General features: G+C 70.4%; 22 protein-coding genes, 1 tRNA gene and 1 pseudogene. 15 read left to right on the forward strand and 9 right to left on the reverse strand.

What is annotated here, in order from left to right; all coding sequences use genetic code 11:
• The first annotated feature begins 226 nt into the window (after positions 1-226).
• From OF819_RS14995 to mscL, 6 genes are all read left to right on the forward strand, one after another.
• A complete protein-coding gene (locus tag OF819_RS14995) occupies positions 227-1,687 on the forward strand; it encodes a potassium/proton antiporter (protein WP_267244111.1) in 1,461 nt (486 codons plus the stop codon).
• A 333-nt stretch (positions 1,688-2,020) separates the two neighbouring features.
• A complete protein-coding gene (locus OF819_RS15000) occupies positions 2,021-3,289 on the forward strand; it encodes an MFS transporter (RefSeq protein WP_267244011.1) in 1,269 nt (422 codons plus the stop codon).
• Between the two features lie 68 nt (positions 3,290-3,357).
• Positions 3,358-3,681 (forward strand): FmdB family zinc ribbon protein, encoded by a 324-nt coding sequence (locus OF819_RS15005; protein ID WP_267244012.1) that lies wholly within the window; start codon positions 3,358-3,360, stop codon positions 3,679-3,681.
• Positions 3,682-3,803: 122 nt separating this feature from the next.
• Complete coding sequence (locus OF819_RS15010) at positions 3,804-4,727, forward strand: S-methyl-5'-thioadenosine phosphorylase (RefSeq protein ID WP_267244013.1); 924 nt, start codon at positions 3,804-3,806, stop codon at positions 4,725-4,727.
• A gap of 308 nt (positions 4,728-5,035) precedes the next feature.
• Positions 5,036-5,578: an RcpC/CpaB family pilus assembly protein gene (locus tag OF819_RS15015; RefSeq protein WP_323748929.1), complete on the forward strand. Its 543-nt coding sequence runs from the start codon at positions 5,036-5,038 to the stop codon at positions 5,576-5,578.
• A 147-nt stretch (positions 5,579-5,725) separates the two neighbouring features.
• Positions 5,726-6,223, forward strand: a complete 498-nt coding sequence (gene mscL / locus OF819_RS15020; protein ID WP_267244014.1) for a large conductance mechanosensitive channel protein MscL — start codon at positions 5,726-5,728, stop codon at positions 6,221-6,223.
• A gap of 4 nt (positions 6,224-6,227) precedes the next feature.
• Here the strand turns inward: mscL and OF819_RS15025 are convergent, their stop codons facing one another.
• Positions 6,228-6,449: a hypothetical protein gene (locus OF819_RS15025; RefSeq protein ID WP_267244015.1), complete on the reverse strand. Its 222-nt coding sequence runs from the start codon at positions 6,447-6,449 to the stop codon at positions 6,228-6,230.
• A 194-nt stretch (positions 6,450-6,643) separates the two neighbouring features.
• On the opposite strand from OF819_RS15025, the gene OF819_RS15030 reads away from it, so the two are divergent.
• The 3 genes from OF819_RS15030 (at position 6,644) to OF819_RS15040 (ending at position 9,915) form a co-directional block, all read left to right on the forward strand.
• A complete protein-coding gene (locus tag OF819_RS15030) occupies positions 6,644-7,798 on the forward strand; it encodes a low temperature requirement protein A (protein ID WP_267244016.1) in 1,155 nt (384 codons plus the stop codon).
• A 150-nt stretch (positions 7,799-7,948) separates the two neighbouring features.
• Positions 7,949-9,013, forward strand: a complete 1,065-nt coding sequence (locus OF819_RS15035; RefSeq protein WP_267244113.1) for a P1 family peptidase — start codon at positions 7,949-7,951, stop codon at positions 9,011-9,013.
• Between the two features lie 146 nt (positions 9,014-9,159).
• Entirely contained in the window at positions 9,160-9,915 is a 756-nt protein-coding gene (locus OF819_RS15040; protein WP_267244017.1) for a DUF6227 family protein, read from the forward strand.
• Positions 9,916-10,116: 201 nt separating this feature from the next.
• Here OF819_RS15040 and OF819_RS15045 read toward each other — a convergent pair whose 3' ends face one another.
• A complete protein-coding gene (locus OF819_RS15045; protein WP_416370544.1) occupies positions 10,117-11,580 on the reverse strand; it encodes an MFS transporter in 1,464 nt (487 codons plus the stop codon).
• Between the two features lie 237 nt (positions 11,581-11,817).
• Here OF819_RS15045 and OF819_RS15050 point away from each other — a divergent pair, with 237 nt between their 5' ends.
• A complete protein-coding gene (locus OF819_RS15050) occupies positions 11,818-12,813 on the forward strand; it encodes a helix-turn-helix transcriptional regulator (protein ID WP_267244019.1) in 996 nt (331 codons plus the stop codon).
• Positions 12,814-12,930: 117 nt separating this feature from the next.
• Here OF819_RS15050 and OF819_RS15055 read toward each other — a convergent pair whose 3' ends face one another.
• A complete protein-coding gene (locus OF819_RS15055; RefSeq protein ID WP_267244020.1) occupies positions 12,931-13,935 on the reverse strand; it encodes a sigma-70 family RNA polymerase sigma factor in 1,005 nt (334 codons plus the stop codon).
• A gap of 147 nt (positions 13,936-14,082) precedes the next feature.
• Here OF819_RS15055 and OF819_RS15060 point away from each other — a divergent pair, with 147 nt between their 5' ends.
• Together OF819_RS15060 and OF819_RS15065 are read left to right on the forward strand one after the other, a co-directional pair.
• The gene (locus OF819_RS15060; protein ID WP_267244021.1) at positions 14,083-14,661 is read left to right on the forward strand and encodes a GNAT family N-acetyltransferase; all 579 of its coding nucleotides are present in this window, start codon (positions 14,083-14,085) and stop codon (positions 14,659-14,661) included.
• Positions 14,662-14,745: 84 nt separating this feature from the next.
• Positions 14,746-15,237: a MarR family winged helix-turn-helix transcriptional regulator gene (locus OF819_RS15065; protein ID WP_267244022.1), complete on the forward strand. Its 492-nt coding sequence runs from the start codon at positions 14,746-14,748 to the stop codon at positions 15,235-15,237.
• Positions 15,238-15,352: 115 nt separating this feature from the next.
• On the opposite strand, the gene OF819_RS15070 is transcribed toward OF819_RS15065, so the two are convergent.
• Positions 15,353-16,897, reverse strand: a complete 1,545-nt coding sequence (locus OF819_RS15070) for an MFS transporter (RefSeq protein ID WP_267244023.1) — start codon at positions 16,895-16,897, stop codon at positions 15,353-15,355.
• A gap of 160 nt (positions 16,898-17,057) precedes the next feature.
• A complete protein-coding gene (locus tag OF819_RS15075) occupies positions 17,058-17,735 on the reverse strand; it encodes a TetR/AcrR family transcriptional regulator (RefSeq protein WP_267244114.1) in 678 nt (225 codons plus the stop codon).
• Positions 17,736-18,128: 393 nt separating this feature from the next.
• On the opposite strand from OF819_RS15075, the gene OF819_RS15080 reads away from it, so the two are divergent.
• Positions 18,129-19,502 carry a M6 family metalloprotease domain-containing protein gene (locus OF819_RS15080; RefSeq protein ID WP_267244024.1) on the forward strand — a complete coding sequence of 458 codons (1,374 nt, stop codon included), beginning with the start codon at positions 18,129-18,131 and terminating at the stop codon, positions 19,500-19,502.
• On the opposite strand, the gene OF819_RS15085 is transcribed toward OF819_RS15080, so the two are convergent.
• A complete protein-coding gene (locus tag OF819_RS15085) occupies positions 19,489-21,207 on the reverse strand; it encodes a class I adenylate-forming enzyme family protein (protein WP_416370540.1) in 1,719 nt (572 codons plus the stop codon). The genes OF819_RS15080 and OF819_RS15085 overlap by 14 nt on opposite strands.
• Positions 21,208-21,376: 169 nt before the next feature.
• Between OF819_RS15085 and OF819_RS15090 the strand changes: the two genes are divergently transcribed.
• Positions 21,377-21,452, forward strand: a tRNA-Arg gene (locus OF819_RS15090).
• Between the two features lie 94 nt (positions 21,453-21,546).
• On the forward strand, positions 21,547-22,077 hold the full coding sequence (locus OF819_RS15095; protein ID WP_267244025.1) for a hypothetical protein: 531 nt from the start codon (positions 21,547-21,549) through the stop codon (positions 22,075-22,077).
• Between the two features lie 33 nt (positions 22,078-22,110).
• Here OF819_RS15095 and OF819_RS29250 read toward each other — a convergent pair.
• The 3 genes and pseudogenes from OF819_RS29250 to OF819_RS15110 form a co-directional block, all read right to left on the reverse strand.
• Positions 22,111-23,181: pseudogene (locus OF819_RS29250) on the reverse strand (recombinase family protein); the annotation flags it as partial.
• A 51-nt stretch (positions 23,182-23,232) separates the two neighbouring features.
• Positions 23,233-23,583, reverse strand: coding sequence for a helix-turn-helix domain-containing protein (locus OF819_RS15105; RefSeq protein WP_267244027.1), 351 nt, complete (start codon positions 23,581-23,583; stop codon positions 23,233-23,235).
• Between the two features lie 141 nt (positions 23,584-23,724).
• Positions 23,725-24,567, reverse strand: coding sequence for a replication-relaxation family protein (locus tag OF819_RS15110; RefSeq protein WP_267244028.1), 843 nt, complete (start codon positions 24,565-24,567; stop codon positions 23,725-23,727).
• Positions 24,568-24,683: the final 116 nt, after the last annotated feature.

Consider the following 24,683-nt stretch of genomic DNA (forward strand, 5'->3'; position numbering starts at 1 on the left):
CTGTAGGCGCAGCGCCCGGCCCGCCCCCACGGCGGTGTCCGTAAGACCGGCTGATCCGCCCCTCGCGCCCCGTACACCCGTTCGGACGCATCAGGGAAACGTTAATGATTAGGTAAGGTAACAAAACGAAATACGACAACGCATGTGCGTCGGACATGTGCCGAGCAGCGCACCTGACAGGAAGGACCGGCCGCTGACTGTCCACCAGCTCAACGAACTCCTGCTGATGTGCTCGCTCGTGCTGCTCATCGCGGTCGCCGCGGTGCGCGTCTCCTCCCGGAGCGGGCTGCCCAGCCTGCTGCTCTACCTGGGGATCGGCATCGCGATCGGCCAGGACGGAATCTTCAACGTCCGCTTCGACAACGCCGAACTGACCCAGGTGATCGGCTATGCGGCCCTTGTGGTGATTCTGGCCGAGGGCGGTCTGGGCACCAAGTGGAAGGAGATCAGACCCGCGCTGCCGATGGCGGCCGTGCTGGCGACCGTCGGCGTCGCGGTGAGCGTGGGCGTCACCGCGGCGGGCGCGCACTATCTCGTGGGGCTGGAGTGGCGGCAATCCCTGATCATCGGAGCGGTCGTCTCCTCGACGGACGCCGCCGCCGTCTTCTCCGTACTGCGCAAGGTGCCGCTGCCCTCCCGGGTGACGGGCGTGCTGGAGGCGGAGTCCGGTTTCAACGACGCCCCCGTGGTGATCCTGGTCGTGGCCTTCTCCACGACCGGCCCCGTCGACGCGTGGTATCTGCTCATCGGCAAGATCGCGCTGGAGCTGGCCATCGGCGCCGGGGTCGGCGTCGCGGTCGGCTGGCTGGGCGCGTACGGGCTGCGCCGGGTGGCGCTGCCCGCGTCCGGCCTCTACCCCATCGCCGTCATGGCGATCGCGGTGGCGGCGTACGCGGCCGGGGCCATGGCCCACGGCAGCGGCTTCCTCGCCGTCTATCTGGCCTCGGTGGTCCTCGGGAACTCACGGCTGCCGCACGCTCCGGCGACCCGCGGTTTCGCCGAGGGAGTGGGCTGGATCGCCCAGATCGGGATGTTCGTGCTGCTCGGCCTGCTGGTCACCCCGCATGAGCTGGTCGACGACTTCTGGCCCGCGGTGGCGGTGGGGCTGGTGCTGACGATGGTGGCGCGGCCGCTGTCCGTGTTCGGCGGCCTGCTGCCGTTCCGCGTCCCGTGGCAGGAGATGACGCTGATGTCCTGGGCCGGGCTGCGCGGCGCGGTGCCGATCATCCTGGCGACGATCCCGATGGTGTCCGGCATCCGGGGCAGCGACCGGGTCTTCAACATCGTCTTTGTGCTGGTCGTCGTGTACACGCTGGTGCAGGGGCCGACGCTGCCCTGGCTGGCGAGGGCCCTGCGGCTCGGCCCCTCGGACACGGCCGCCGATCTGGGCATCGAGTCCGCCCCGCTGGAGCGGCTGCGCGGACATCTGCTGTCGTTGTCCATCCCGGACGGGTCGAAGATGCACGGCGTGGAGGTCGCGGAGCTGCGGCTGCCTGCCGGGGCGGCCGTCACCCTGGTCGTACGGGACGGCAAGAGCTTTGTGCCGCTGCCGACGACCGCACTGCGGCAGGGCGACGAGCTGCTGGTGGTGGCGACCGATCCGGTGCGGGACGCGGCAGAGCGGCGGCTGCGGGCCGTGGGGCAGGGCGGCAAGCTGGCGTACTGGCTGGGGACGCGTCCCGGCTGACGAGCGGCTAGGGAGCGGCTGTGGTGACCTGCCAGGAGGATCCGGGCCGGGCCGGGCCGGGCAGAACGGAACAGGAAGGTTATGTTCCGGTTAATCGCAGGCGGAGATTGATCCATGTCGCCGGTTTCACAGGCGGAACCGCCATGATCCCTGTACCATGAAGGCACACTGATCGACCAACTCTGCCTGATGCAGAGCTGGCGCGACCGTATGGCGGCCGCGGAGCCCTCTTGAGCGGGCCCCGGTATCTACCGCAGTTCCGCGCAAGAGGACAGCTCTCGGCTGCTCCCGTCACCCCGGGGAGCGCTACCAGGCGGCAGAAAGGCCAGGGCCGTGGCATCCACGGTCGCCACTGAGAAGCGCCCCGGATACGGGCAGCTGCTGCGCACCCCCGGAGCGTGGACCTTCCTGCTCCCCGGCTTCTTCGCACGGCAGCCCTTCGCGATGCTGACCATCGGCATCGTGCTGCTGGTGCAGCACACCACCGGCTCCTACGGCACCGCGGGCGCCGTCGCCGCCGCCACCGGCGTCTCCATGGCGCTGTTCGCGCCGCAGAGCGGCAAGCTCGCGGACCGCTTCGGGCAGCGCGCGGTGCTGATGCCGGGCGTACTGGTGCACGCGGCGTCGGGCGGCGCCCTGACCGCGCTGGCGCTCGCCGACGCACCCCTGTGGGCGCTGTTCGCCGCCGCCGTGCCGACCGGCGCTTCGGTGCCCCAGGTCGGCCCCATGGTGCGGGCCCGCTGGGCGGCCAGGCTGGAGGGCTCTCCGCTGATGTCGACGGCGGCGGCCTTCGAGTCGGTGACGGACGAGTTCACCTTTGTCGTGGGGCCGGTCCTCGCGACCGCCCTGTGCACCGGCGTGCACCCGGCCGCCGGACTGATCGCGGAAGCCGGGCTGACCGTCGTCGGCGGTCTCCTCTTCGCGTCCCAGCGCCGTACCCAGCCCGCCCCGCGCCCCGCCGCCACCGCGTCCGCGCCGCACGCCTCCGCCCTCTCCGTGCCGGGCGTGCGGGTGCTGGCCGTCGCCTTCCTCGGCATCGGCTCGGTCTTCGGCGGCATGCAGGTCTCGCTCACCGCCTTCTCCGAGGAGATCGGCAACCCCGGCGTCAACGGCCTGCTGTACGGGACCTTCGCGGCCGGCAATATGCTCGCCGGCATCGCCTGCGGGGCCATCGCCTGGAAGAGCGGCCCGCGGCGGCGGCTGATCCTGGGCTACGCCGCGCTGACCCTCGCCGCCTCCGGGCTGTGGGCGGTCCACTCGGCGGCGCTGCTCGCCGCGCTCGGCCTGCTGGTCGGACTGTGCATCGCGCCGGCCCTGATCACCGGCTACACGCTCGTCGAGACCCTGGTGCCCGCCTCCGCCCGGACCGAGGCGTTCACCTGGCTGACGGGCGCGGTCGCCCTGGGGCAGGCCTCGGCGGTGACGGTGGCCGGACAGCTCACCGACGCCCATGGCTCCGCGGCCGGGTTCACCGTGCCGCTGATGGGCACAGCCCTCGCTCTGGCCACTCTCGTCACCCTGCGCTCGCGGCTGTCGCCGAAGGCGCGGGGACGGATCGCGGCACGTGGCGTCGGTCACCGCGTGCCCGTGACGGTGGACTGAAGCAGCGGAATAGGTCACTATGGAGTGTCGTTAGCACTCAATGAGTCAGAGTGCCAGGAGGAAGACAAGTGCCGACCTACCAGTACCAGTGCACCGAGTGCGGCGAGGGCCTCGAGGCGGTGCAGAAGTTCACCGATGACGCCCTGACCGTATGCCCCAGCTGCGACGGACGCCTGAAGAAGGTGTTCTCGGCAGTCGGCATCGTCTTCAAGGGCTCCGGCTTCTACCGCAACGACAGCCGCGGCGCTTCGTCCGGCAGCTCCCCCGCCGCGTCGTCGAAGACCGCGTCCGCGTCCTCGTCCTCGTCGGACTCCTCCTCCGCGGGCTCGTCGGCGGCGAAGTCCTCCGACGCGAAGCCGGCCGCGGCGGCGGGCTCCGGCGCCGCCGCCTGACTCACGGCCCTACAGGACCTCCAGGGGCCGCAGGCTCTTCAGGGCCCCGTCGTACACCCTGTACGGCGGGGCCCTCGCCATGTGCGCACAGGCGTGCGGAACGTGCGGCTACTGTGACCGCCATGGCGACGACCAAGACGACCGAGACGGCCGGGGCGACCAACGCGGCCGCGAGCGCGAACACGACCACGGCAGCGGCGGCAGCAGCAGCGGCAGAGACGGCCGAGATCGGTGTGATCGGCGGCTCCGGGTTCTACTCGTTCCTGGACGACGTCACCGAGATCCAGGTGGAGACCCCGTACGGCAGCCCAAGCGACTCCCTCTTCCTCGGCGAGATCGCCGGACGCCGGGTCGCCTTCCTGCCCCGGCACGGGCGGGGCCACCATCTGCCGCCGCACCGCATCAACTACCGGGCCAATCTGTGGGCGCTGCGGTCCGTGGGCGTGCGCCAGGTGCTGGGGCCCTGTGCCGTGGGCGGGCTGCGGCCGGAGTACGGGCCCGGCACACTGCTCGTGCCCGACCAGCTGGTGGACCGCACCAAGGCGCGCGCGCAGACGTACTACGACGGGCTGCCGCTGCCGGACGGCGTCATCCCCAACGTGGTGCATGTGTCGCCTGCCGACCCGTACTGCCCCGAGGGGCGCAGGGCCGCCCTGACGGCGGCACGCGAACAGGACTGGGAGGCCGTCGACGGCGGAACGCTGGTGGTGGTCGAGGGTCCGCGCTTCTCGACGCGGGCCGAATCGCGCTGGCATGCGGCCATGGGCTGGTCGGTGGTGGGCATGACCGGCCACCCCGAGGCGGTGCTCGCCCGGGAGCTGGAGCTCTGCTACACGTCGATCACACTGGTGACGGACCTGGACGCGGGCGCGGAGGCCGGGGAGGGCGTCTCCCACGAGGAGGTGCTGAAGGTGTTCGCCTCCAATGTGGACCGGCTGCGCAAGGTGCTGTTCGAGACGGTGTCCCTGCTGCCGGAGACCGACACCCGGCGGTGCCTGTGCACGCATGCGCTGGACGGGGTGGATCCGGGGATCGCGCTGCCCTGATCCCGTCCCGCGCCCCTCTTGTGGGTGAGGGAGTTATCCACAAGGCCCCGCCTGTCCACAGGCCGCTGCGGGCTTTCGGCGGATGGCGGATCGTGAGGGGCGTTCGGTTCGACGCGCTTCTCACGACGGGCGGTACGGCGATGTCCTTCTCTCCTGCTTCCTCCACTCCTGCTTCCCCCACTCCTGCTTCCTCTGCCTCCTCTATCTCCTCTGCCTCTGCTTCTGCTTCTGCTTCTGCCGGTCCCAATTCGCCTTCCTCGTGTTCGGCGGCGCACCGGCTGCCGCAGTCGGTGCCGGATCCGGTCAGGGTGCCGCTGTTCGCCCCTCTGCGGGTACGGGGCGGGAGGCAGCGGCTGCGCAGGGCGCTGCTCCGCCGCCGGAGGGCGCTGGCAGCCGGGCTCGCGGTGACGGCCGCGGCGCTGGCGGCTTCGAGCGCGCACGGCCTGGAGGGTACGCGGGGCCCGGCCGGGTCGGGCGCGGACGCCAAGGCTGCGGCAGCGGCGGCAGCAGCGGCGCATCCGGCCCGGTCGCCAGTGGAGATGGTGTCGGCGCCGGTGCGGATCGCGGATGCGGCGACGGTCAGGCTGCTGCGGCCGGGCGACCGCGTGGATGTGATCGCCTCGGCGCTCTCCTCCGTGGGGGAGGCGAGCGAGGCGCACATCGTGGCCACGGGGGTCCGGGTGGCCGAGGTGCCACGGCCGCCGGAGCCTTCCACTGCCTCGGCGGCCTCGGCCGCTCTGCCCCCTTCGTCCGACGGCGGCGCGCTCGTCGTGCTGACGGCGCCGCGCCAGGTCGCCGCCAAGCTCGCGGGTGCGGGCGCGACGTCCCGGCTGGCGGTGATCGTGTGCTGACGTCCGCGACGGCCGGGACGCCCAGAACTCGTACTGGCGTATCGTCAGGTCACCTGATCGCGGGGGCCGAGTGGACAGCGCCGCCCCGCACTGCCGTAGGTTTCGCTTTCGCCGGATGCCACCTTGAACACGAAGAAGGGCCCACGCGTGAGCGACAGCAAGAAGAAGCCGAGCGTCCTGGAAGGCTTCAAGGCGTTCCTGATGCGCGGCAATGTGATCGACCTCGCGGTCGCGGTCGTCATCGGCGCCGCGTTCACCAACATCGTGAACACGTTGGTGAAGGGCGTCATCAACCCAGTGGTGGGAGCGCTCGGCACCAAGGATCTGGAGTCCTACAGCTCCTGCCTCAAGGGCCCCTGCGCGGTGGCGGAGGACGGCACGGAGATCGGCATCCGGATCATGTGGGGTTCGGTGCTCGGGGCCACCCTGAGCTTCGTGATCACCGCGGCGGTCGTCTACTTCCTGATGGTGCTGCCGATGGCCAGGTATCTGGCGCGCCGGGCAGAGGCGCAGAAGGCGCGGGAAGGGGTGAAGGAGACCCTGGAGGTGACCGAGCTGGAGGTGCTCAAGGAGATCCGCGACACCCTGGTCGCACAGCGCGGCCCCGGGCAGAGCGTCCCGAGCGGGTCGTCTCCCCAGGGCTGATCGCTCAGAGGTGGTGGGGCGGCTTCTCGTCGAGGAAGCGCGCCAGATCCGCGGCGCTGTCGCCGCTTCCCGGAGTCCGCTCGCCCCACCCACGGTCCGTATCGTCCGCGGACTGCTGGTCCAGCGGATCGTCGAAGATCAGCTTCGGTGTGGAATGGGGATCGGGACTGGTCTTCTGCCGAAGCCGCTCCGCTGCTCGCGGTCCGGGGGCGGGGGCGGTGCTCATACTGCAAGGGTACGGCGAATCGGGCAGTTCAGCCGCCCTTCGGGTGTCCCGGGGCCGCTCACCGCGCCAAAGCGAAGCCGCTCTGCTGTGCTGGACGCATGACGTCCACACCACCCACGGGCGGGCCGTCCGAGCCCGGGGAGCCTTCTGGGCCGTCGCCGTCCGCCTCTGCTCCGCGCGGGCCTTGGCGGAGGATGACAGCCCGCGACCGCGACGAGGCGCACCGCAGCGCGACCCCGCTGGAGCTCTTCTTCGATCTGTGCTTCGTGGTCGCCGTGGCGCAGGCGGGGGTGCAGCTCGTCCACTCCCTGGCCGAGAACCACGCCGGCACGGGCGTCACCGGGTATCTCTTCGTCTTCTTCGGCGTGTGGTGGGCATGGATGAACTTCACCTGGTTCGCCTCTGCCTACGACTGCGACGACGTGCCGTACCGGCTGGCGACGCTGGTCCAGATCTGCGGCGTGCTGATCTACGCGGCGGGTGTGCCGCGCGCCTTCAACGACAACGACTGGACGGTCGCGATCGTCGGATATCTGGTGATGCGCGTCGCGCTGACCGGTCAGTGGCTGCGGGCGGCCGCCTCGGAGCCGCCGGGTCCGGCCCGGCGCACCAATCTGCGGTACGCGATCGGCCTTGTCATCTGCCAGGCGTCCTGGGTGGGGCTGCTGGCGGCGCCGGACGATATGAAGCGCTGGCTGTTCCTGGTGCTGGTGGCGGCCGAGCTGATGGTGCCGGTGATCGCCGAGCGGGACCATGAGACGCCCTGGCACGCCCATCACATCGTCGAGCGCTACGGCCTGTTCACGATCATCGTACTCGGCGAGACGATCACGGCGGCGACGATCGGCGTCCAGTCGGCGCTGGATGAGCATGCCGCCTTCGACGAGCTGCTGCCGATCGCCGCCGGGGGTGTCCTGCTCGTCTTCTCCGCCTGGTGGATCTACTTCGCGGTGCCGGCGCATGAGCGGCTCGTCTCCAACCGTGAGGCGATCCCCTGGGGCTACGGCCACTATCTGATCTTCGCGTCGGCCGCGGCGATCGGCGCGGGGCTGGAGGTGACGGTGGAGCATGCCGTCGGGAAGGCGCATATCTCGGACATGGCGGCGGCCGCGGCCGTCACGATCCCGGCGGCGCTGTTCATGGTGACCGTATGGCTGCTGCACGCACGGCACTTCAAGCGCGGGGCGGCCCAGCAGCTGACGCTGCCGGCGGGCGGACTGGGCGTCCTCGCCTGCACTCTCGCCGGGGAATGGGCGGTGCTGGCGGCGGGGCTGGTCGCGGCGGCGACGGTGGCGGTCGGGGTGACGCTCACCCATCGGGCGGGCAGCAGAGAGATCCTGCGGTTCTGAGCTCCGCAGGCCGTCAGCCGCCACCCGGTCAACCGCCACCCGGTTGCCGCCGCCCGGTCAAGCGCCGTCCCGTCAGGCGCCGCCAGGTCAACCCGCGTGGTACCCATGGGGGTTGTGACGGAGAAGGCTCGGCAGGACGGGGACGAGACGGTGCGGCGTGATGCGCTGACGGATGTGGCGGGGCTGCGGGTCGGTCATGCACGGGTGCCGGGCGAGCGGGCGCTCAGCGGCACGACCGTCGTCCTCGCGCCGGAGGGCGGCGCGGTCGCGGCCGTGGATGTGCGCGGCGGCGGGCCCGGCACCAGGGAGACCGACGCCCTGGACCCCCGCAACCTGGTGCAGCGGGTGGAGGCGGTCGTGCTGACCGGGGGCAGCGCGTTCGGCCTGGATTCCGCCGGCGGGGTGATGGCGTGGCTGGAGGAGCAGGGGCGCGGCGTCCGGGTCGGGCCCGGTCCGGGGCAGGTGGTTCCGGTGGTGCCGGCGGCCTGTGTGTTCGACCTGGGGCGCGGCGGCGACTGGCGGGCGCGCCCGGACGCGGCCACCGGGCGGGCCGCGGTGCGTGCGGCGGCGGCGACGCCGGAGGGGGCAGCGGTCGAGGAGGGGTGCGTGGGCGCCGGGACGGGCGCGCTGGTGGGCCCGCTCAAAGGCGGCGTCGGCACGGCGAGCACCCGGCTGGATTCGGGGGTCACCGTCGCCGCGCTGGTCGTCGCCAATGCTGCGGGGTCGGTGGTCGATCCGGGTACGGGAGCGCTGTACGGACGGCTGGAGGACTATGTCGCGGGCCGCGTCGCGGCGCCCTCCCCCGAGACGCGCGCGGCCGCCGAGCGGACACTCGCAGAGCTGCGGGAGAAGATGGGCCCGCCGCCGCTCAACACCACACTCGCGGTGGTGGCCACGGACGCGGAGCTCACCCGCGCCCAGGCTCAGAAGCTTGCGGGCACGGCGCACGACGGCATCGCGCGCGCCGTGCGCCCCGTGCATCTGCTCCATGACGGCGACACCGTCTTCACTCTGGCGACGGGCGGCGCGGGTCCCCTGGACGCCTCGGACCCGCTGGCGCTCAACGCGCTGCTGGCGGCCGGTGCGTCCTTGGTGACCAGGGCGATCGTACGGGCGGTCCTGGCCGCGGAGTCCGTCGAGGGGCCCGGCGGGACCTTCCCCTCGTACCGCGCGCTGTACGGTCTCGGGCCGCACTCCCCCGGCTCCTCCGACTGACCGGAAAGGTGTGGCAGTTGGCCGGGGGCGCACGGGAACCTCATATGCGCCCCCTTCGTTTTGCCGAACCACAGACGCGTTGTCAGAGCGAGGGGCTACGTTTAGCAATCATCAAGTGACATGTGGCGACGGCCTGGAGACCGACCTTGAACGATCCGCACGAGACAACCGAGAGCCATCTTGAGCGACTTCTGGGTCGGGCGCTCAACTCCTTCGAGCTGCCCGACGCGACCGTCGAGCGGCTTGATTCGGCGCTGGCGCACGCCAGTTCGCTGCACTCCTCGCACCACAGCGCGGCGCTGCACCGCTCGCTGTACCGGCATGCGTATCTCCTCAGCGACGGCAGCTCGCTCACCCTCTGGGAGCTGGTGCACAACACCGGCCGGGATGGCGAGGAGCAGCACGAGCTGTACGAGGTCGAGGCGGAGGCCCGGCTGGCCGCGTCCCGGCTGTCGCCCGCCTCCCCGGCGGACGGGGACCGCGGCCCGCTGGGCGGGTTCGAGGACGACTTCGACGCGGACTTCGAGCTGCTCGCCTCACTGATGGCCACCCCGCCGGCCCCGATGCCCCGGATGTACGTCCCGGACGACTCGGCCGACCATGCGCGCCGGGTCCTGCGCCGCGCGGAGAACGCGGACCGCCCGGGCGAGGAGACGGCCCGGCGGCTGCGGGCGGCCTTCGCCCACCACATCACCCAGGTGTTCGGCCGCCAGTGCCGGGTGGAGGGCAAAGACGCCGGCTTCACGCTCTACGAGCACGGGTTTCTGCTGCTCGACGGCAGCGAGACAAGCCTGTGGGAGGTCGAGCACACGGCGACGCCCGACGGCCGCCATATGTGCGAGGTGTACGGGGACGAGGACAGCGCCCGCGCGGCGATGGAGCACCGCGCGCAGGTGCGCTGACTCTCCCTGGCCTTCGGGGCCAGAAACCCAGCCCCGCCTGGGGCCACCTCCGTGGAGGTACCCCCGGGGGCACCTCCGTGGGGGTACCCCCGGACGGAGTCTGGGGGAGGTAGCTGGGGGAGATTGAGGCGCGGGGGTCCGGGGGCGGAGTCCCGTGGAACGGGGTCTGGGGCGGAGCCCCGGACCCGCCGCGCAGGCGTCTCAGTGCACCAGCGCGGGCGTCTCCTCCCGCTGCTCGCCCAGGCGCTCAGACTGGGCGTCGTCGTCCAGCGCCCCGCCCTCCACATGCTGCTTCGGCCGCGCCGGAAGAGCGAACATCAGCAGGAAGATGGCGGCGAGCACGGCGAGCACCCACCACAGGGAGTTCTGGAACGCCTCCGCGAAGGCCGTGCCGATCTGCCCCGGCAGCAGCCGCTCTTCGTCGATCACCCCGAAGAAGACCACGGAGACCAGCCCGAGGCCCAGCGCATTGCCCATCTGCATAGTGGTGTTGATCAGCCCGGACGCCGAGCCCGAGTGCTCACGCGGCACCTCCGACAGGACCGCGTCCGTCAGCGGGGCGACGATCAGGCCCATGCCCGCGCCCATGACCGTCAGCGGCAGGATCATCTGCCAGGAGTGGATGCCGGTGCCGTACCGTCCGGCTTCCCAGATGTAGAGCAGCAGGCCGGTCGCCATGATGATCGCGCCCGCCTGGAGGACCTTGCGCCCGAAGCGCGGCACCAGCTTCTGCACCGAGACACCGGCGGCCGTGGAGACCGCGAGGGAGAAGGGCACCCCGGTCAGTCCCGCCCGCAGCGGAGTCCAGCCGAGGCCGATCTGCATATACAGCGTCCACACCAGGAAGAAGATCCCGCAGACGATGCCGAAGGTCAGCTGGACGGCGATGCCCGCGGCGAAGCTCTTGACGCGGAACAGCGACAGCTCGACGAGCGGCGAGCCGTCTCGCTTCGTCTTGTACTTCTCGTACACGGCGAACACCGCGAACACCAACAGGCTGCCTGCCATGCACATATGGCCCCACAGCGGCCAGTCCAGCTCCCGCCCGCGCGTCAGCGGGTAGATCAGCATCAGCAGGGCGAGCGTGACCAGGGCGACTCCGATCAGATCGAGCCGCAGCGCCTTGGGGGCGCGGGACTCGCTGATGAACTTGCGGCCCAGGATGATTCCGGCGATGCCCACCGGCAGATTGATCAGGAAGATCGGCCGCCACTCAAGCCCGAAGAGATTCCACTGGGTCAGCAGCGCACCGAGCAGCGGCCCGGAGACCGCGCCAAGGCCGATGATCGCGCCGAACATGCCGAAGACCTTGCCGCGCTCATGCGCCGGGAAGGTCACATGGATGATCGCCAGCACCTGCGGCACCATCATGGCCGCGGTGGCGCCCTGCAGCAGTCTGGAGGCGACGAGCATCTCCGGGTTCGCGGCGAAGCCGCAGAGCGCGGAGGCGAGGGTGAAGCCGGTGATGCCGAGCAGGAAGAGCCGCTTGCGGCCGTAGATGTCACCGAGGCGGCCGCCGGTGATCAGCCCTGCGGCGAAGGCGAGCGCATACCCGGCGGTGATCCACTGGATCGCGCCGAACGACGCGCCGAGATCCCGTTCGATGCTGGGGATCGCGATATTGACGATGGTGACGTCGACCAGGTCCATAAAGGCCGCGGTCATGACGACGGCGAGAGCGATCCAGCGTCGCCGGTCCGCCGCGGAGGACCCAGAAGACCCAGCGGACGCGGAGGACCCAGCGGATGCGGAGGACTCAGCGGATGCGGAGGACTCAGCGGATATGGAGTCCGCGGCTGGGCCTTGAGCTGCTGCTGTGGAGGAGGGCTGTGAACTCATGGTCATGAAGATAGAAGGGATATAGGTCAGATCGCGGCCTATATATCGGGCATTCTCAGAGCCATGACGGACACACCGGCACGACTGCTCAATCTGCTGTCTCTCCTCCAGACCCCGCGCGAGTGGCCCGGCAGCGAGCTTGCCGAGCGGCTGGGCGTCAGCCCGCGCACCATCCGGCGGGACATCGACCGGCTGCGCGACCTCGGCTATCCCGTCGAGGCGACGAAGGGCGCGGTCGGCGGCTACCGGCTGGTGGCCGGCGCCGCCATGCCGCCCCTCCTCCTCGACGACGAGGAGGCGGTCGCCATCGCGGTGGGCCTGCGGGCGGGCGCGGGGCACGCCATCGAGGGCATCGAGGAAGCCTCCGTACGTGCGCTGGCCAAACTGGAGCAGGTGCTCCCGTCGCGGCTGCGCCACCGGGTCGCCACGCTCCAGGCCGCGACGATCCCGCTCACCCGCGGCGACGGCGCGACCGTCGACCCGCATACCCTCACCGTCATCGCGGGCACGGTCACCGCGCGCGAGCGGCTGCGCTTCGGCTACCGGGCCGGCGACGGCGCGCAGACCAAACGCCAGGTCGAGCCGTACCGGCTGGTGTCGACGGGGAGGCGCTGGTACCTGGTCGCCTACGACCTCGGCCGGGACGACTGGCGGGCCTTCCGGGTCGACCGGGTCTTCGAGCCGTTCGCCACCGGGGCCCGCTTCACCCCGCGCGAGGCCCCCGTGGGCGACGCGGCGGAGCTGCTGAGCCACAGCATGTCCCGGATGCAGCCGGAGCACGAGATCGATGTGACCTTCCGGGCCCCGGCCGCGTATGTGGCGGCACGGCTGCCGGACAGTCTGGGCCGGCCCGAGGACGCGACCGGCGACGGCGGAACCGGGGCCGGAACCGGCGGGCAGAGCTGCCGGTTGCGCGCCCGGTCGGCGGACTCGCTGGAGTGGGTGGCGCTTCGCCTCGCCATGACCGACTGCGAGTTCACCGTCCACGGCCCGGAACGTCTGGCGGAGTACGCGCGCCGGCTGGGCGGGCGGCTCACGCGGGCGGGGGCGGCCGCGTAGGGCGGTGCGCAGCGGAAACACCGCCCCGCTGCGCACCGAGGGCATAAAGGACCCCGGCACGGGGGGGGAAGGTGCCGGGGTCCGCTCAGGTGGGTCCGCAGGGGCGGACGCCAGACGTCACGCCGCCGCGTCAAACCCCGTGTCCCGCGCCAGCTTCTTCAGCTCCAGCAGCGCGTGCTTCTCGATCTGGCGGATCCTCTCCCGCGTCAGACCATGCTCCTTGCCGACCTCCGTCAGCGTCCGCTCACGGCCGTCCTCGATGCCGTACCGCATACGGATGATCGAGGCCGTCCGGTGGTCGAGCCGGCCGATCAGGTCCTCCAGCCCCTCGCTGCGCAGCAGCGACAGCACGGACTGCTCCGGCGAGATCGCCGAGGTGTCCTCCAGCAGATCGCCGAACTGCGTCTCGCCCGCGTCGTCCACCGACATATTGAGGCTGACCGGATCGCGGGCCCAGTCCAGCACATCGGTGATCCGCTCGGCGGTGGAGCCCAGCTCGTCCGCTATCTCCACGGCTTCCGGTTCCCGGCCGTGCTCCCGGTTGAACTCCCGCTGGACACGGCGGATACGGCCGAGCTCCTCCACCAGATGGACGGGGAGCCGGATCGTGCGGGACTGGTCCGCGATGGAGCGGGTGATCGCCTGGCGGATCCACCAGGTGGCATACGTGGAGAACTTGAAGCCCTTGGTGTAGTCGAACTTCTCCACCGCGCGGACCAGACCGGCGTTGCCCTCCTGGATCAGGTCGAGCAGCGGCAGCCCGCTGCGCGGATAGCGGCGGGCGACCGCCACCACCAGACGGAGGTTGGACCGGATGAAGACGTCCTTGGCACGCTCGCCCTCGGCAACCAGCGCCTGAAGCTCTTCGCGCGTCGCGCCGCCGGCGTCGGACTCGACCTCTCCGTCGAGGATCTGCCGGGCATACACACCGGCTTCGATGATCTGGGAAAGCTCGACCTCTTTGGCGGCGTCGAGCAACGGCGTACGCGCGATCTCGTCGAGGTACATGCCGACCAGGTCGCGGTCGGCGATCTCCCCGCCCACTGCGCGAACGCTGCTTGCCCGGTCGGCCCCGGCCTCGGCGGACTCGGACTGACGGCGGGCGACGGCACGGGTTGCCATGCGTGCTCCCTTGCTCTGTAGGTCGCGACACCCTTCGGGTGCCCTGCATCCGATGGAAACAACGACTGGAATCCGGACAGAATTCCCATGCGATGCATTGATTTTCGCGATCATGCAGTACCCTGTGCCGCCACCAGGGGAGGACACATGGCGCAGGACCGCGCGGAAGTGCAGGTCAGGGCGGGCACGGAGACCGACCTCGAAGCACTCGTCGAGCTCTACAACCACTACGTGAGCGAGACGGCCGTCACATTCGACACGGTCCCTCTCACCCCCGAGCAGCGCCGCCCGTGGCTGCACTCCCACCCTGAAGACGGCCCGCACCGCCTTCTGGTTGCTCAGGATGTCCGGTCTGGGCGGATTCTCGGCTATGCCGCCAGCAGCCCGCTGAGCCCCAAGCCCGCCTACGCCACCTCCGTGGAGGTCTCCGTCTACTGCGCGCCCGACACGGCAGGCCGGGGTGTGGGCACGCGGCTGTACGAGGCGCTGTTCCAGGCTCTGGAGGGCGAGGACGTCCATCGCGCCTACGCCGGGATCGCCCAGCCGAACGAGGCGTCGACCCGGCTGCACACCCGCTTCGGGTTCAAGGAGGCCGGGCGGTACGGCGAGGTGGGGCGGAAGTTCGGCGCGTACTGGGATGTCGTCTGGTACGAGAAGGAGCTCCGCCCCCGCGAGCCGGGCGGGCCCGGCTCGCCCAGCGCCCCGGCACCCGACCGGGGACTCTGACCCGGGACGTCGGCCCCGGACTCCGACCCCAGACTTTGACTCCGCATTGTTAAACCTTCAAGAACAGCCTCGTACAGTGGGCATATGAACACCGCACCCCGCTGGCTGAGCGATGAAGAGCAGCGCGTCTGGCGCGCGTACCTCCATGCCACCACCCTTCTCGAGGACCATCTCGACCGTCAGCTCCAGCGTGATGCGGGCATGCCGCATATCTACTACGGACTGCTGGTCCAGCTCTCCGAGGCGCCGCGCCGCAGGCGTCGGATGACCGAGCTGGCCATCGAGGCCAAGATCACCCGGTCCCGGCTCTCGCATGCGATCGCCCGGCTGGAGAAGAACGGCTGGGTACGGCGTGAGGACTGCCCCTCCGACAAGCGCGGCCAGTACGCCCTGCTGACGGACGAGGGCATGGAGGTCCTGGAGCGTGCCGCTCCCGGGCATGTGGACGCGGTGCGGCAGGCGATGTTCGACCGGCTCACCCCCGAGCAGACGGCCCAGCTCGGCGAGATCATGCGGGTGCTGGCGGAGGGCCTGCAGCCGCAGGACCCGACGGCCGATCTGCCCTGGCTGCGCTGACGGACGCCGAAGGGAAGCCTGAGGACGCGGGCGGGGGCCCCGCCCGGTCACACCCGGGCGGGGCCCCGCCGCATTCCGTATGCGCCTCAGCATGCGCCTCAGCGCACAATGCGCCTCAGTGCGCGGCGACCGGCACCGGGACCTCGTCCTGCTCGACGCCGTCCGCGGCCGCTGCGCCCTCCCCGCCCTGCCGTCCGGTGTTGATCAGCGCGAAGGCGATGGCCGCGGAGAGCACCAGAATGCCCACGGCCCACCAGATGGCGGTTGAGAAGCCGTGCACCATGCCCTGGAGCTCCAGCAGCCGCGCGTCCGTCGCCCCCGCCGCGTGCGAGGCGATATACGAGGTCGTGGCCGAGGCGGCGATGGTGTTCAGCAGCGCCGTGCCGATGGCCCCGCCCACCTGCTGCGAGGTGTTCACCATCGCGGAGGCGACGCCTGCGTCCGACGGCTTGACTCCATGTGTGGCCAGCGACATCGCCGGCATGAAGGCCGTACCCATGCCCAGGCCGAGGAGCAGCTGCGCGGGCAGGATCAGCCCGGCGTACGAGGAGCCGATCTCCAGCTGGGTCAGCATCAGCATGCCGAGGGACGCGGCCAGGAAGCCGGGCCCCATGAGCAGCCGCGGCGGGACGCGGGTCATCAGCCGGGCGCCGATCTGCGTCGAGCCCACGATCATGCCCGCGATCATCGGCAGGAAGGCGAAGCCCGTCGCCACCGGGGAGTAGCCCTTCACGACCTGGAGGTAGAAGGTCAGGAAGAGGAAGAGCCCGAACATCGCGATGATGGCGAGGCCCAGCGACAGATAGACGCCGCCGCGGTTGCGTTCGGCCAGCACGCGCAGCGGCAGCAGCGGCGACTTGACCACGGCCTCGGTGGCGACGAAGCCGGCGAGCAGCACGACGGAGGCGATGAACATCGCGATGGTCACGCCGTCCGTCCAGCCAGAGGATTCGGCGCGGGTGAAGCCGTACACCAGGGCCACCAGGCCGAGGGTGGACAGCACGACGCCGGGGATGTCGAGGGACGAGCGGTTACGCGCCCCGGCGGGCTCACGGATGACGAAGTACGCGCCGACGGCCGCGACCACCGCGAAGGGGATGTTGACGAAGAAAGTCCAGCGCCAGTTCAGATACTCGGTGAGGAAGCCGCCGAGAATCAGACCGACGGCCCCGCCGCCGCCCGCGATCGCACCGTAGATGCCGAAGGCCTTGGCGCGCTCCTTGGCGTCGGTGAACGTCACCGCGAGCAGGGAGAGCGCGGCAGGCGCGAGCAGCGCGCCGAAAACGCCCTGGAGGGCTCGGGCCCCGAGCATCATCGCCTCGCCGGTGGCCGCGCCGCCGAGCGCCGAGGCGGCGGCGAAGCCGAGCAAGCCCACGACGAAGGTGCGCTTACGGCCCCACAGGTCGGCGACGCGGCCGCCGAAGAGCAGCAGACCGCCGAAGGCGAGGGCGTAGGCGGTGATGACCCACTGGCGGTTGGCGTCGGAGATGCCCAGGTCATGCTGGGCGGTGGGGAGCGCGATGTTCACGATCGTCGCGTCGAGCACCACCATCAGCTGGGCGAGCGCGATGAAGACCAGTGCCTTCCACCGGCTGGGATCGGGAAGAGAAACGTCGGGCCGGGATATGTCGGGGCGGGATATGTCGGGCGCTTTCGGCATGAGTGTGGCCACCTAGGGATCGGAAAGGACACAAAAAGGGTGCTAACCCTGTGACAGATAAGGAAGTTGGGAAGTTTGAGGAAGGTCAGGCACTAGGGGTCCTGAGTTACACGATGGCTCCCTGACGCCGCACAGGAAAGCGAATAAAAGGGTCAGTGGCTCACGAGGTGCTCCGCAGATCGGCCAACGTCGCGGCGACGCCGGGAAGTTCGGAGCGGGCGGGCGCTTCGAGGCCGTCCACGAAGAGCTGGAGATGGCGGTGGACGAAGCGGTCCATGTTCGGGCAGGCGGTGCCCGGCAGGGGCCTGGTGAGCTGGGACAGCGCCACCATCAGATCGCCGACGGCGACGTCGCCGCGCATCCGGCCCGCGGACTGGGCGCGTTCGACGAGGCTCTGTACGGCCGCTTCAAGCCGCTCCCGCCCGGCGTCCAGATCGGGGTGAGCGGTGTCGAAGGCCCCGGAGAGCATCGGACAGAGCGCGCCGATGCGCTCGTCGGCCGCCGTGTGCACAAAGCGCCGTACGGCGGCGAAGGGGTCGGCCTCCTCCGCTGTCGCCGCCTCCGCCTGCCGGGAGACGCGGTCCAGCACGGCGACGACGACGTCGAGGATGAGGGCGGCGCGGTCGGGGAAGTGCCGGTAGAGGGTGGCGTTGCCGACTCCGGCGCGGCGGGCGATCTCATCGAGCGGCACGTCGGGACCGTGTTCGACGAACATCTCGCGTGCGGCGGCGACGATCCGCTCCCGGTTGCGCAGGGCGTCGGCCCGTGGGCGGGGGATGCGACGCGCGGACGTCTGGCCTCCGGACTCCCGGCGCCCGGACGCGCCGCCGGCGGACATGCCGCCGGCCCCCGCGGACCCGGCGACCCCGGCGGCCCCCGCGGCCTCGGCGGACCCTGCGGACCCCGCAACCCCCGCGACCCCGGCGGACCCCGCAACCCCGGCGGACCCGGCCGCCGTGCCGGACTTCACGGCTCCCATGCGTTCCCACGCCCCTCGCTGCGATACGAACCGGGGACCAGCTCCCCGCTTCTTGCGGACACGGGTGTAAACGGGGAAACGATCCCCGGTTATTTCCCGCGATTGATGTGACCTGAGTCACTCGACTGGCGGAGCCCGCTCCGAACCCCACGATCGGCCCACCCGGCGCGCGCCCCGCCGTCCCCCCGCCGAGGCTGAGCCCACGGAGCGCAGCCAGGGCCGGCCGGCTGCCGCGGACCCGAAGGCGGACGTATGCAGCACAGACGCCACCGGATACGCAGATCCCACAGCAGCCCCGCTGCCCGCGGCAGCCACACAGCTCGCCGCAGCCCCGCAGACCGCCACAGCCCCGCAGACCGCCGCCGCACCAGGCGGCACCGCGCACTCGCCGGCCTCGCCGCCCTCACCCTGGCCGCCCTCACCACGGCGAGCGCCACCCTCCCCGCCACCACCCGCGGCGTCTCCGCCGGTCCGGTCGCCGACCGGGACGCCGCAGGTCTCGGACCGTGCCGCCTCCCGTCCGCGATCGGGGTGCAGATGTCGGAAGGGCTGCCCACCCCACCCGGCTACTCCCGCTCCACAGGCGAGGTCCGCGCCCTCAATCTGATGATCGACTTCCCGGACGCGGTCGGCGTGGGCAGCGCGCTCGACCGGCTCGCGGAATTCTTCCCGCAGACCTCCGACTGGTTCTCCACCAGCTCATACGGGCGGCTCAGCTATCGGCCGGACGCCCCGGTCGCAGACTGGCTGCGGATGCCCGCGCCGTTCGCGTCGTACGGGATAGAGCGCGGCTCCCCCTACGAGCCGGGGTACCGCAGGCTGGTCGAGGACATCGTCGCCACGGCCGACCGCCATGTGGACTTCAGCGTATACGACCTGGTCAACATACTGGTGACCCCGAACGCCGGCCCCTCGGCGCTGGACACCGTGCTGTCCGTGACCTTCTCCGGCAACCACGAGGCCCCGACCGCCGACGGGGTGCCGCTCGCCAACACGTCCTTCGTCTACAGCCGCCAGGACGACGGCTCGGGGTCGTACGCGGAGACCGGCTACCGGGTTCTGCCCCATGAGAACGGGCATGTCTTCGGCCTGCCCGACCTCTACACCGCGGAGGGCGGGGGCGCGGTCGGCCACTGGGACATCATGTCCGAGGACTGGGGGGCCAACAACGATCTGCTGGGCTGGCACAAGTGGAAGCTGGGCTGGCTGGACAGCGACCAGATCAGCTGTGCGGCCGCCCCCGGCTCCACCGAGCACACGCTGACGCCGCTTGCCCTCGCGGGCGGGCCCAAGCTGGCGGTCGTGCCGCTGGACGAGACCTCGGGGTACGCGGTGGAGGTGCGCACCCGGGCGGGAAACGACGAGGCGGTGTGCGAGCCGGGGGTGCTGATCTACCGCGTACGGTCCGATGTGGACACCGGGCAGGGGCCGGTGACGGTGTCCGACAGCAGGCGCGACAGCGGAGGCTGCACCCGGCGGCCCAATGTGCACGCGGAGCTGTCCGACGCCCCGTACCGGCCGGGCGAGTTCTTCCTGGACGAGGAGCACGGGGTGCGGATCTCCGTGCTGGAGGAGCTCGAAGGGGACCGGGCCGGGGCCTACCGGGTGCGCATCACCCGCTCCTGACCTCCAGAGCCTCTCCGATCTCCGGAGCCTCTCCGGCCGCGGCGAACAGCCCGCGCAGCTCCCCCTTGAGGACCTTCCCCGTCGGATTGCGCGGCAGCTCCGCCCGCTGCATCCGCACATGGACGGGCACCTTGAAGGCGGCGAGACCCCGGGCGGCATGCGCCCGCAGATCATCGGCGGTGACCGCGGCGGCCTCCGGCCGCAGCCGGACGACGGCGGCGACCTCCTCGCCGAGGACCGGGTGCGGCACGCCGAGGACGGCGGCGTCGAGGACAGCGGGGTGGTCGTGAAGGGCGGACTCGACCTCGGCGCAGTACACGTTCTCGCCGCCGCGCACCACCATGTCCTTGATCCGGTCGACGACGGTGACCCGGCCCTCCCGCAGCACGGCGAGGTCCCCGGTCCTGAACCAGCCGTCCGGCGTGAACGCCCGGGCCGTCGCCTCCTCGTCACGCCAGTAGCCGCGCACCAGCGACTGGCCGCGCAGATGCAGTTCGCCGGTCTCGCCGTCGGGCAGTTCGCGGCCGTCCCGCCCGACGATCCGCGCCTCGACTGCGGGCGCGGGGCGTCCGGCCCCGGCCGGGTCGGATCGGTAGGCGTCGCCGAAGTTCGCCAGGACGCCCCCGCCGGTCTCGGTCAGCCCGTAGCCGTTGCGGGGTTCGACGCGGCGGCCGTGGCGCTCGGTCAGCCGCCCTACGAGCGTGGCGGGCGGCGCGGCCCCGCCGGTGCCGAGGTTGGTGAGCGTGTCCAGCCCGTGACCGGCCCGCTCGGCGGCGTCCAGCAGCTGGAGCGCGGTGGTGGGGACGCCCGCGTAGTGGGTCACCCGGCAGCGGTCGATCAGTGCGAGGGCCTGCTCGGCGTCCCACTTGCGCATGAGCACCAGGCTGCCGCCGGCCGCCATCGTCGAATACAGCGTGGTGAAGGCGGCCGCATGGAAGAACGGGAACGTCATCAGCACCACCGGCGCGGGCCCCTGCCCCGGGACCGCGCCCCGGGCGAGCGCGGACGCGGCGGCGAAGTACCGCGGATGGACGGCGGCCCCGGCCTGGGCGAACTGGGTGGCGACGGCGCCCTTGGGCCGCCCGGTGGTCCCGGAGGTGTACATGATCGTGGCGTCATCCTCGGGCCGCACCTCGACGGCGGGCGGGGCGACGGGCAGCTCCGGGCACGGCTCCGCATACAGTTCCACGCCCTCGCCCCCGTACTCCTTCCCGTACTCCTCTCCGGGACCTTCCGGGTGGAACACGACGACCAGCGTCCCCCGCCTCCGGCTCCAGGCGGCGATCCGCGGATACCGCTCCCCGTCCACGAGCAGCACCCCCGGCTCGCAGTCGTCCAGGGCGTACGCCATCTCGTCCTCGGTCCACCACGCGTTGAGCGGCACGGCGACGAGCCCCGCCAACTGGGCGGCCCAGAAGGCGATCTGCCACTCGGGGTGATTGCGCATCGCGACGACGGCCCGCTCACCTGGCCGCAGCCCGTGCACCTCGACGAGCCGCCGCGCAAGCGCGGAGGCGGCCGTGAAGAACTCCCGGTAGCCATAGCTCCGCCCGGCCCCGACCAGAAACGGCCGCTCCCCGAAGGCCCACACCCCCTCGACGAACTCCCGCAGCGTCCGCGGCCCCGCGGCGTACTCCAGCGCGCCGCTCTCCCCACGCACCACGGCGAACGGCGCCCCGTCCGCCACCAGCCCCTCCTCGCCCACGGCCGCCTGCTCCCTCCACCCCGGCGCTAAGCGCCCGCTCACATCCCGGCGACGCTATGCGGACCCCACCCCTCCGTCAAGCGCCGCCGAAAACGGATAAGCCGACAGCCCCCACCACCCCACCCGCTACACTGTCCGCGGCGGATCAGCCCATGGGCGACGCCGCCCCGCCTCCGTAGCTCAGGGGATAGAGCACGGCTCTCCTAAAGCCGGTGTCGCAGGTTCGAATCCTGCCGGGGGCACCAAAGCAGACACATTCGAACCCTCGGCACCCCGCAAGGGGGCCGAGGGTACAGACGACAAGCCTCCAGCGGCGTTCAACGCCCTGGGGGCTTTCTCATGGGCGCGGGCTTTGAGCGCCCGCTCCAGGGCCTCTGTCAGCGCAGCCCCGCCGCCCTCTGGGTCCTGCCGGATCGCTTGCCCGGCGCTACGTACACCCTCGTCCAGCAGCACCGCGAACGGCTCGGCGTAGGCATGCTGCACCTCGCCCTCCTCATCGATCATGAGGTGCGTGAAGAACGCCTGGTTGAAGAGCCGTCGCACCTGCGGCGGAGCTGTCAGGTACGCCGTTTGGCAGTCCCGGGTCAGGTCGAGCGCCGCAGCCAGGTTCGCTTCGATCTTCTCGGTCTCGGCCATGGACGCATTGAGCCGTTCCTCCACAGTCGCCAGTCGGCTCCCGAGCCGCTGCTGTTCGGTAGCGATGAGCTCCATCGGCACGGCGCCGCTGTAGATCGCCTCGACCAGCTTCTGCCGTTGTGCGGTGAGCTTGAACTTCTCACTCTTCAGCAGACGACGCTCTCGCTCGGCGTCCTCGCGACGAGAGGCGAGCGCCTGACGTACGCCTTCCTCCAGCGCATCGCGCAGCCCTGACTCAAGCTGCACAGTTGCCCAGTAGTTCTCGACCAACCTCTCGACCTTGCCGACGAGCAGTGCCTTGCGTGTGCAGGCGGTGATCTTCTGGTGGCGCCCCAGACACACGAAGTACGGGTAGGTCGTGCCGTGACGGTTCTTGGCCATGGTGATGATCAGCCGGCTGCCGCAGGTACCGCAGAACACACTCGACTTGAGGTAGTGCCGGTGTTCGCGCTGCTTCTCGCCGACCAGGTGGGAGGCGAGGACGTCCTGCACCTTCTGCCAGGTGACCGGGTCAATGAGCGGCTGGTGCCTGCCCTGGTGGGCAACGCCCCGGTAGACGACCTCGCCCTTGTAGTAGGGGTTGGTCAGGATGTTGTGCAGGATGTTCGGCCGCACCGGTCGAGCGGCGAGCTTGGGTGTCCGCCTGGTGGTGAGTCCCCGTAGCTCCAGCTCTTCGGCCATGGACCGCAGCGTCCACTCGCCGGTAGCGAAGGCCACGAAGGCCCACGTGATCAGCTCGGCCCGTTCCGGGTCGGGCTCGACAGTGCGCTCCTCGCGCCCCTCAAGCGTGAAACGTCCAATGTTGCGGTAGCCGAGCGGCGCCCGTCCGGGCGTACCGCCGCCCTTGGCCTTCTGCGACATGCCCTTGTGTACTTCGGTGGCCAGGTTGCGGGAGTAGAACTCGGCGATGGACGACATGATGCCGTGCAGCAGCATGCCCGATGGCGTCTCGTCGATGTTCTCGGTCGCCGACACCAGGGTCGCCCCGGCCTTCTTGATGGCCATGGTGATCTCGATGTCGTCGACCCGATTCCTTGCCAACCGGTCGATCTTGTGGACGAGGACGTAGTCGACTTGGTTTTCTGCCAGATACTTCAGCATCCGCTGAAGGTCGGGACGGTCAGCGGACTTGGCCGACTCCCCGGCGTCCACGAACTCGGTGACGATAACCGCACCGAGACTTTCCGCCTTGCGGCGCAGCGCCTCACGCTGCGCAGGGATAGAGAATCCCTCGGCCTGGCCACCCTTTTGCGCCTGTTCTTTGGTCGAGACGCGAAGATAGGCAACGGCCGTCTTCGCTGGGTCGGCACTGGCTGTCATTGTGTAGTTCCTGTCCATGCTGCCCCTTTCTCTTGCTCTTGGTTATGTTTGTTGTGGGGGTAGGTCTTGTTAGGCGCCGTCGTTTTCTGACGCCGCTCGATGCACACGTTCCTCCACCTCCCGAATCACCGATTCAGGCAGATGGCCGTAGCACTTCCGCAGATGAGCCCGGATGCACGGCACGCCACATGCTGTGGTCTGTCCGGCCTCGGCAAGCATGTCCACAAGGGGTATCTCCAGGGCGCTGGCCAGGGACGACAGTGTGCCGATCTCGGGCTGGCGGGCATGGCCCGACTCCAGGCGCAACACCACTGCCGGATCAATCCCGGCCCGTCGCGCCAATTCGCGAACACCCCACTCCTTGCTCTTACGAAGTCGCTTTACATATTCCCCTAAACCCCTTGCCTGCTCTTCCGTCATTATTCTCGGCCTCCGTTAATTTGCCGTCCTATTTTACCTCCGTTACCCCTAAATTCCCAGGGTAATTCCATGACTACACTCCGGAGTTCCCATGTTTCGGCGATAGCAACAGCAAGGAATTAAAGATGTCCTCCTCCTGATTCACGCCCCGCCTTGCGATCCATCGTTGCCAGCGTTCGTGATCGTGTCCCGAAACTGCTCCTCGGTAATCGCCCGGAAAAGTTCACGTTGCAAGCCCCGCTCACCATCCAACGCCGCAGCAATGACCCGCTTCCGCCGCTCATCCGGCACCACCCACAGCACCGCCGGAAACAAACCAAACTCCGCTTGATGCGCCCCGCTCATCGCGTACCGCTGGTACACCCCGGCTTTCCGCACCACTACGCCCGGATGTTCGGTCGCACGGTCCACCTCAATAAACCAGTGATCCTCAAAATCTCCGCTCGCGGTGATGGCGAATAGATCCGGCTTCAGCCACGACCGGGCACCATGCGGGGCAAGGAACGAGCGCCAGCAGGCCGGTTCCGGCTCCAAGGTCATCAGCTCCACCGCGCCCCGACGGTCAAGCTCTCGGAGCTGGACAGCCGCCTCGGCCACGGCCAACGTGTGATCCACGAACAACGCCGAAGGCTCGATGTATCGTCGCCGCTTCTCCTCGCCATGTAGCACTCTCAGCAGCCGCTCACCCGTGGCGCCGAGCTGCCAGACGATCCCCGACGATCCAGCGCGTACACCTCCGATGCGCCGCTTCAGCCGGGCCACCAAGCCGCGCGCCTCCAATCGGCTGAGCACGCGCATCGTCGCCACGCTCGCGGCGGCCTCGGTCGCGTGTCGCTTGCCCTCAAATGTTGGTTGGTCGTGGGTGAAGTGCAGTCGCCTCAGTAGCTCGGTGGTCAACAGTCGAAGTTCGCGCAGCGAATCCAGCACGGCCCGGTCACGGTCGGACAGGTGTGTCAGCAGGTCGGCGACTCGTTCCCTAGGCATGACGGCCTCCGACCAGGTGGCCGCCGTCCGGGATGCGGGATGGACAACCAGACGGGCAGTCAGTCCCATCCCGAACAACCGATGAAGGCCGGTATGACCTGGGGGAACCGTTGCGC

Source organism: Streptomyces sp. PR69 (genome assembly GCF_026420845.1).
Classification (GTDB): domain Bacteria; phylum Actinomycetota; class Actinomycetes; order Streptomycetales; family Streptomycetaceae; genus Streptomyces.

Excerpts from the sequence above, each read along its gene's own strand:
- OF819_RS15055 (WP_267244020.1), bottom strand. The coding sequence starts at position 13,935 with ATGGCAACCCGTGCCGTCGCCCGCCGTCAGTCCGAGTCCGCCGAGGCC.
- OF819_RS15045 (WP_416370544.1), bottom strand. The coding sequence starts at position 11,580 with ATGACCGCGGCCTTTATGGACCTGGTCGACGTCACCATCGTCAATATC.
- OF819_RS15110 (WP_267244028.1), bottom strand. The coding sequence starts at position 24,567 with ATGCCTAGGGAACGAGTCGCCGACCTGCTGACACACCTGTCCGACCGT.
- OF819_RS15065 (WP_267244022.1), top strand. The coding sequence starts at position 14,746 with ATGAACACCGCACCCCGCTGGCTGAGCGATGAAGAGCAGCGCGTCTGG.
- OF819_RS15070 (WP_267244023.1), bottom strand. The coding sequence starts at position 16,897 with ATGCCGAAAGCGCCCGACATATCCCGCCCCGACATATCCCGGCCCGAC.
- OF819_RS15010 (WP_267244013.1), top strand. The coding sequence starts at position 3,804 with ATGGCGACGACCAAGACGACCGAGACGGCCGGGGCGACCAACGCGGCC.
- OF819_RS15060 (WP_267244021.1), top strand. The coding sequence starts at position 14,083 with ATGGCGCAGGACCGCGCGGAAGTGCAGGTCAGGGCGGGCACGGAGACC.
- OF819_RS15080 (WP_267244024.1), top strand. The coding sequence starts at position 18,129 with ATGCAGCACAGACGCCACCGGATACGCAGATCCCACAGCAGCCCCGCT.
- OF819_RS15025 (WP_267244015.1), bottom strand. The coding sequence starts at position 6,449 with ATGAGCACCGCCCCCGCCCCCGGACCGCGAGCAGCGGAGCGGCTTCGG.
- OF819_RS15050 (WP_267244019.1), top strand. The coding sequence starts at position 11,818 with ATGACGGACACACCGGCACGACTGCTCAATCTGCTGTCTCTCCTCCAG.
- OF819_RS15105 (WP_267244027.1), bottom strand. The coding sequence starts at position 23,583 with ATGACGGAAGAGCAGGCAAGGGGTTTAGGGGAATATGTAAAGCGACTT.
- OF819_RS15095 (WP_267244025.1), top strand. The coding sequence starts at position 21,547 with ATGGGCGCGGGCTTTGAGCGCCCGCTCCAGGGCCTCTGTCAGCGCAGC.
- OF819_RS14995 (WP_267244111.1), top strand. The coding sequence starts at position 227 with ATGTGCTCGCTCGTGCTGCTCATCGCGGTCGCCGCGGTGCGCGTCTCC.
- OF819_RS15030 (WP_267244016.1), top strand. The coding sequence starts at position 6,644 with ATGACAGCCCGCGACCGCGACGAGGCGCACCGCAGCGCGACCCCGCTG.
- OF819_RS15075 (WP_267244114.1), bottom strand. The coding sequence starts at position 17,735 with ATGTCCGCCGGCGGCGCGTCCGGGCGCCGGGAGTCCGGAGGCCAGACG.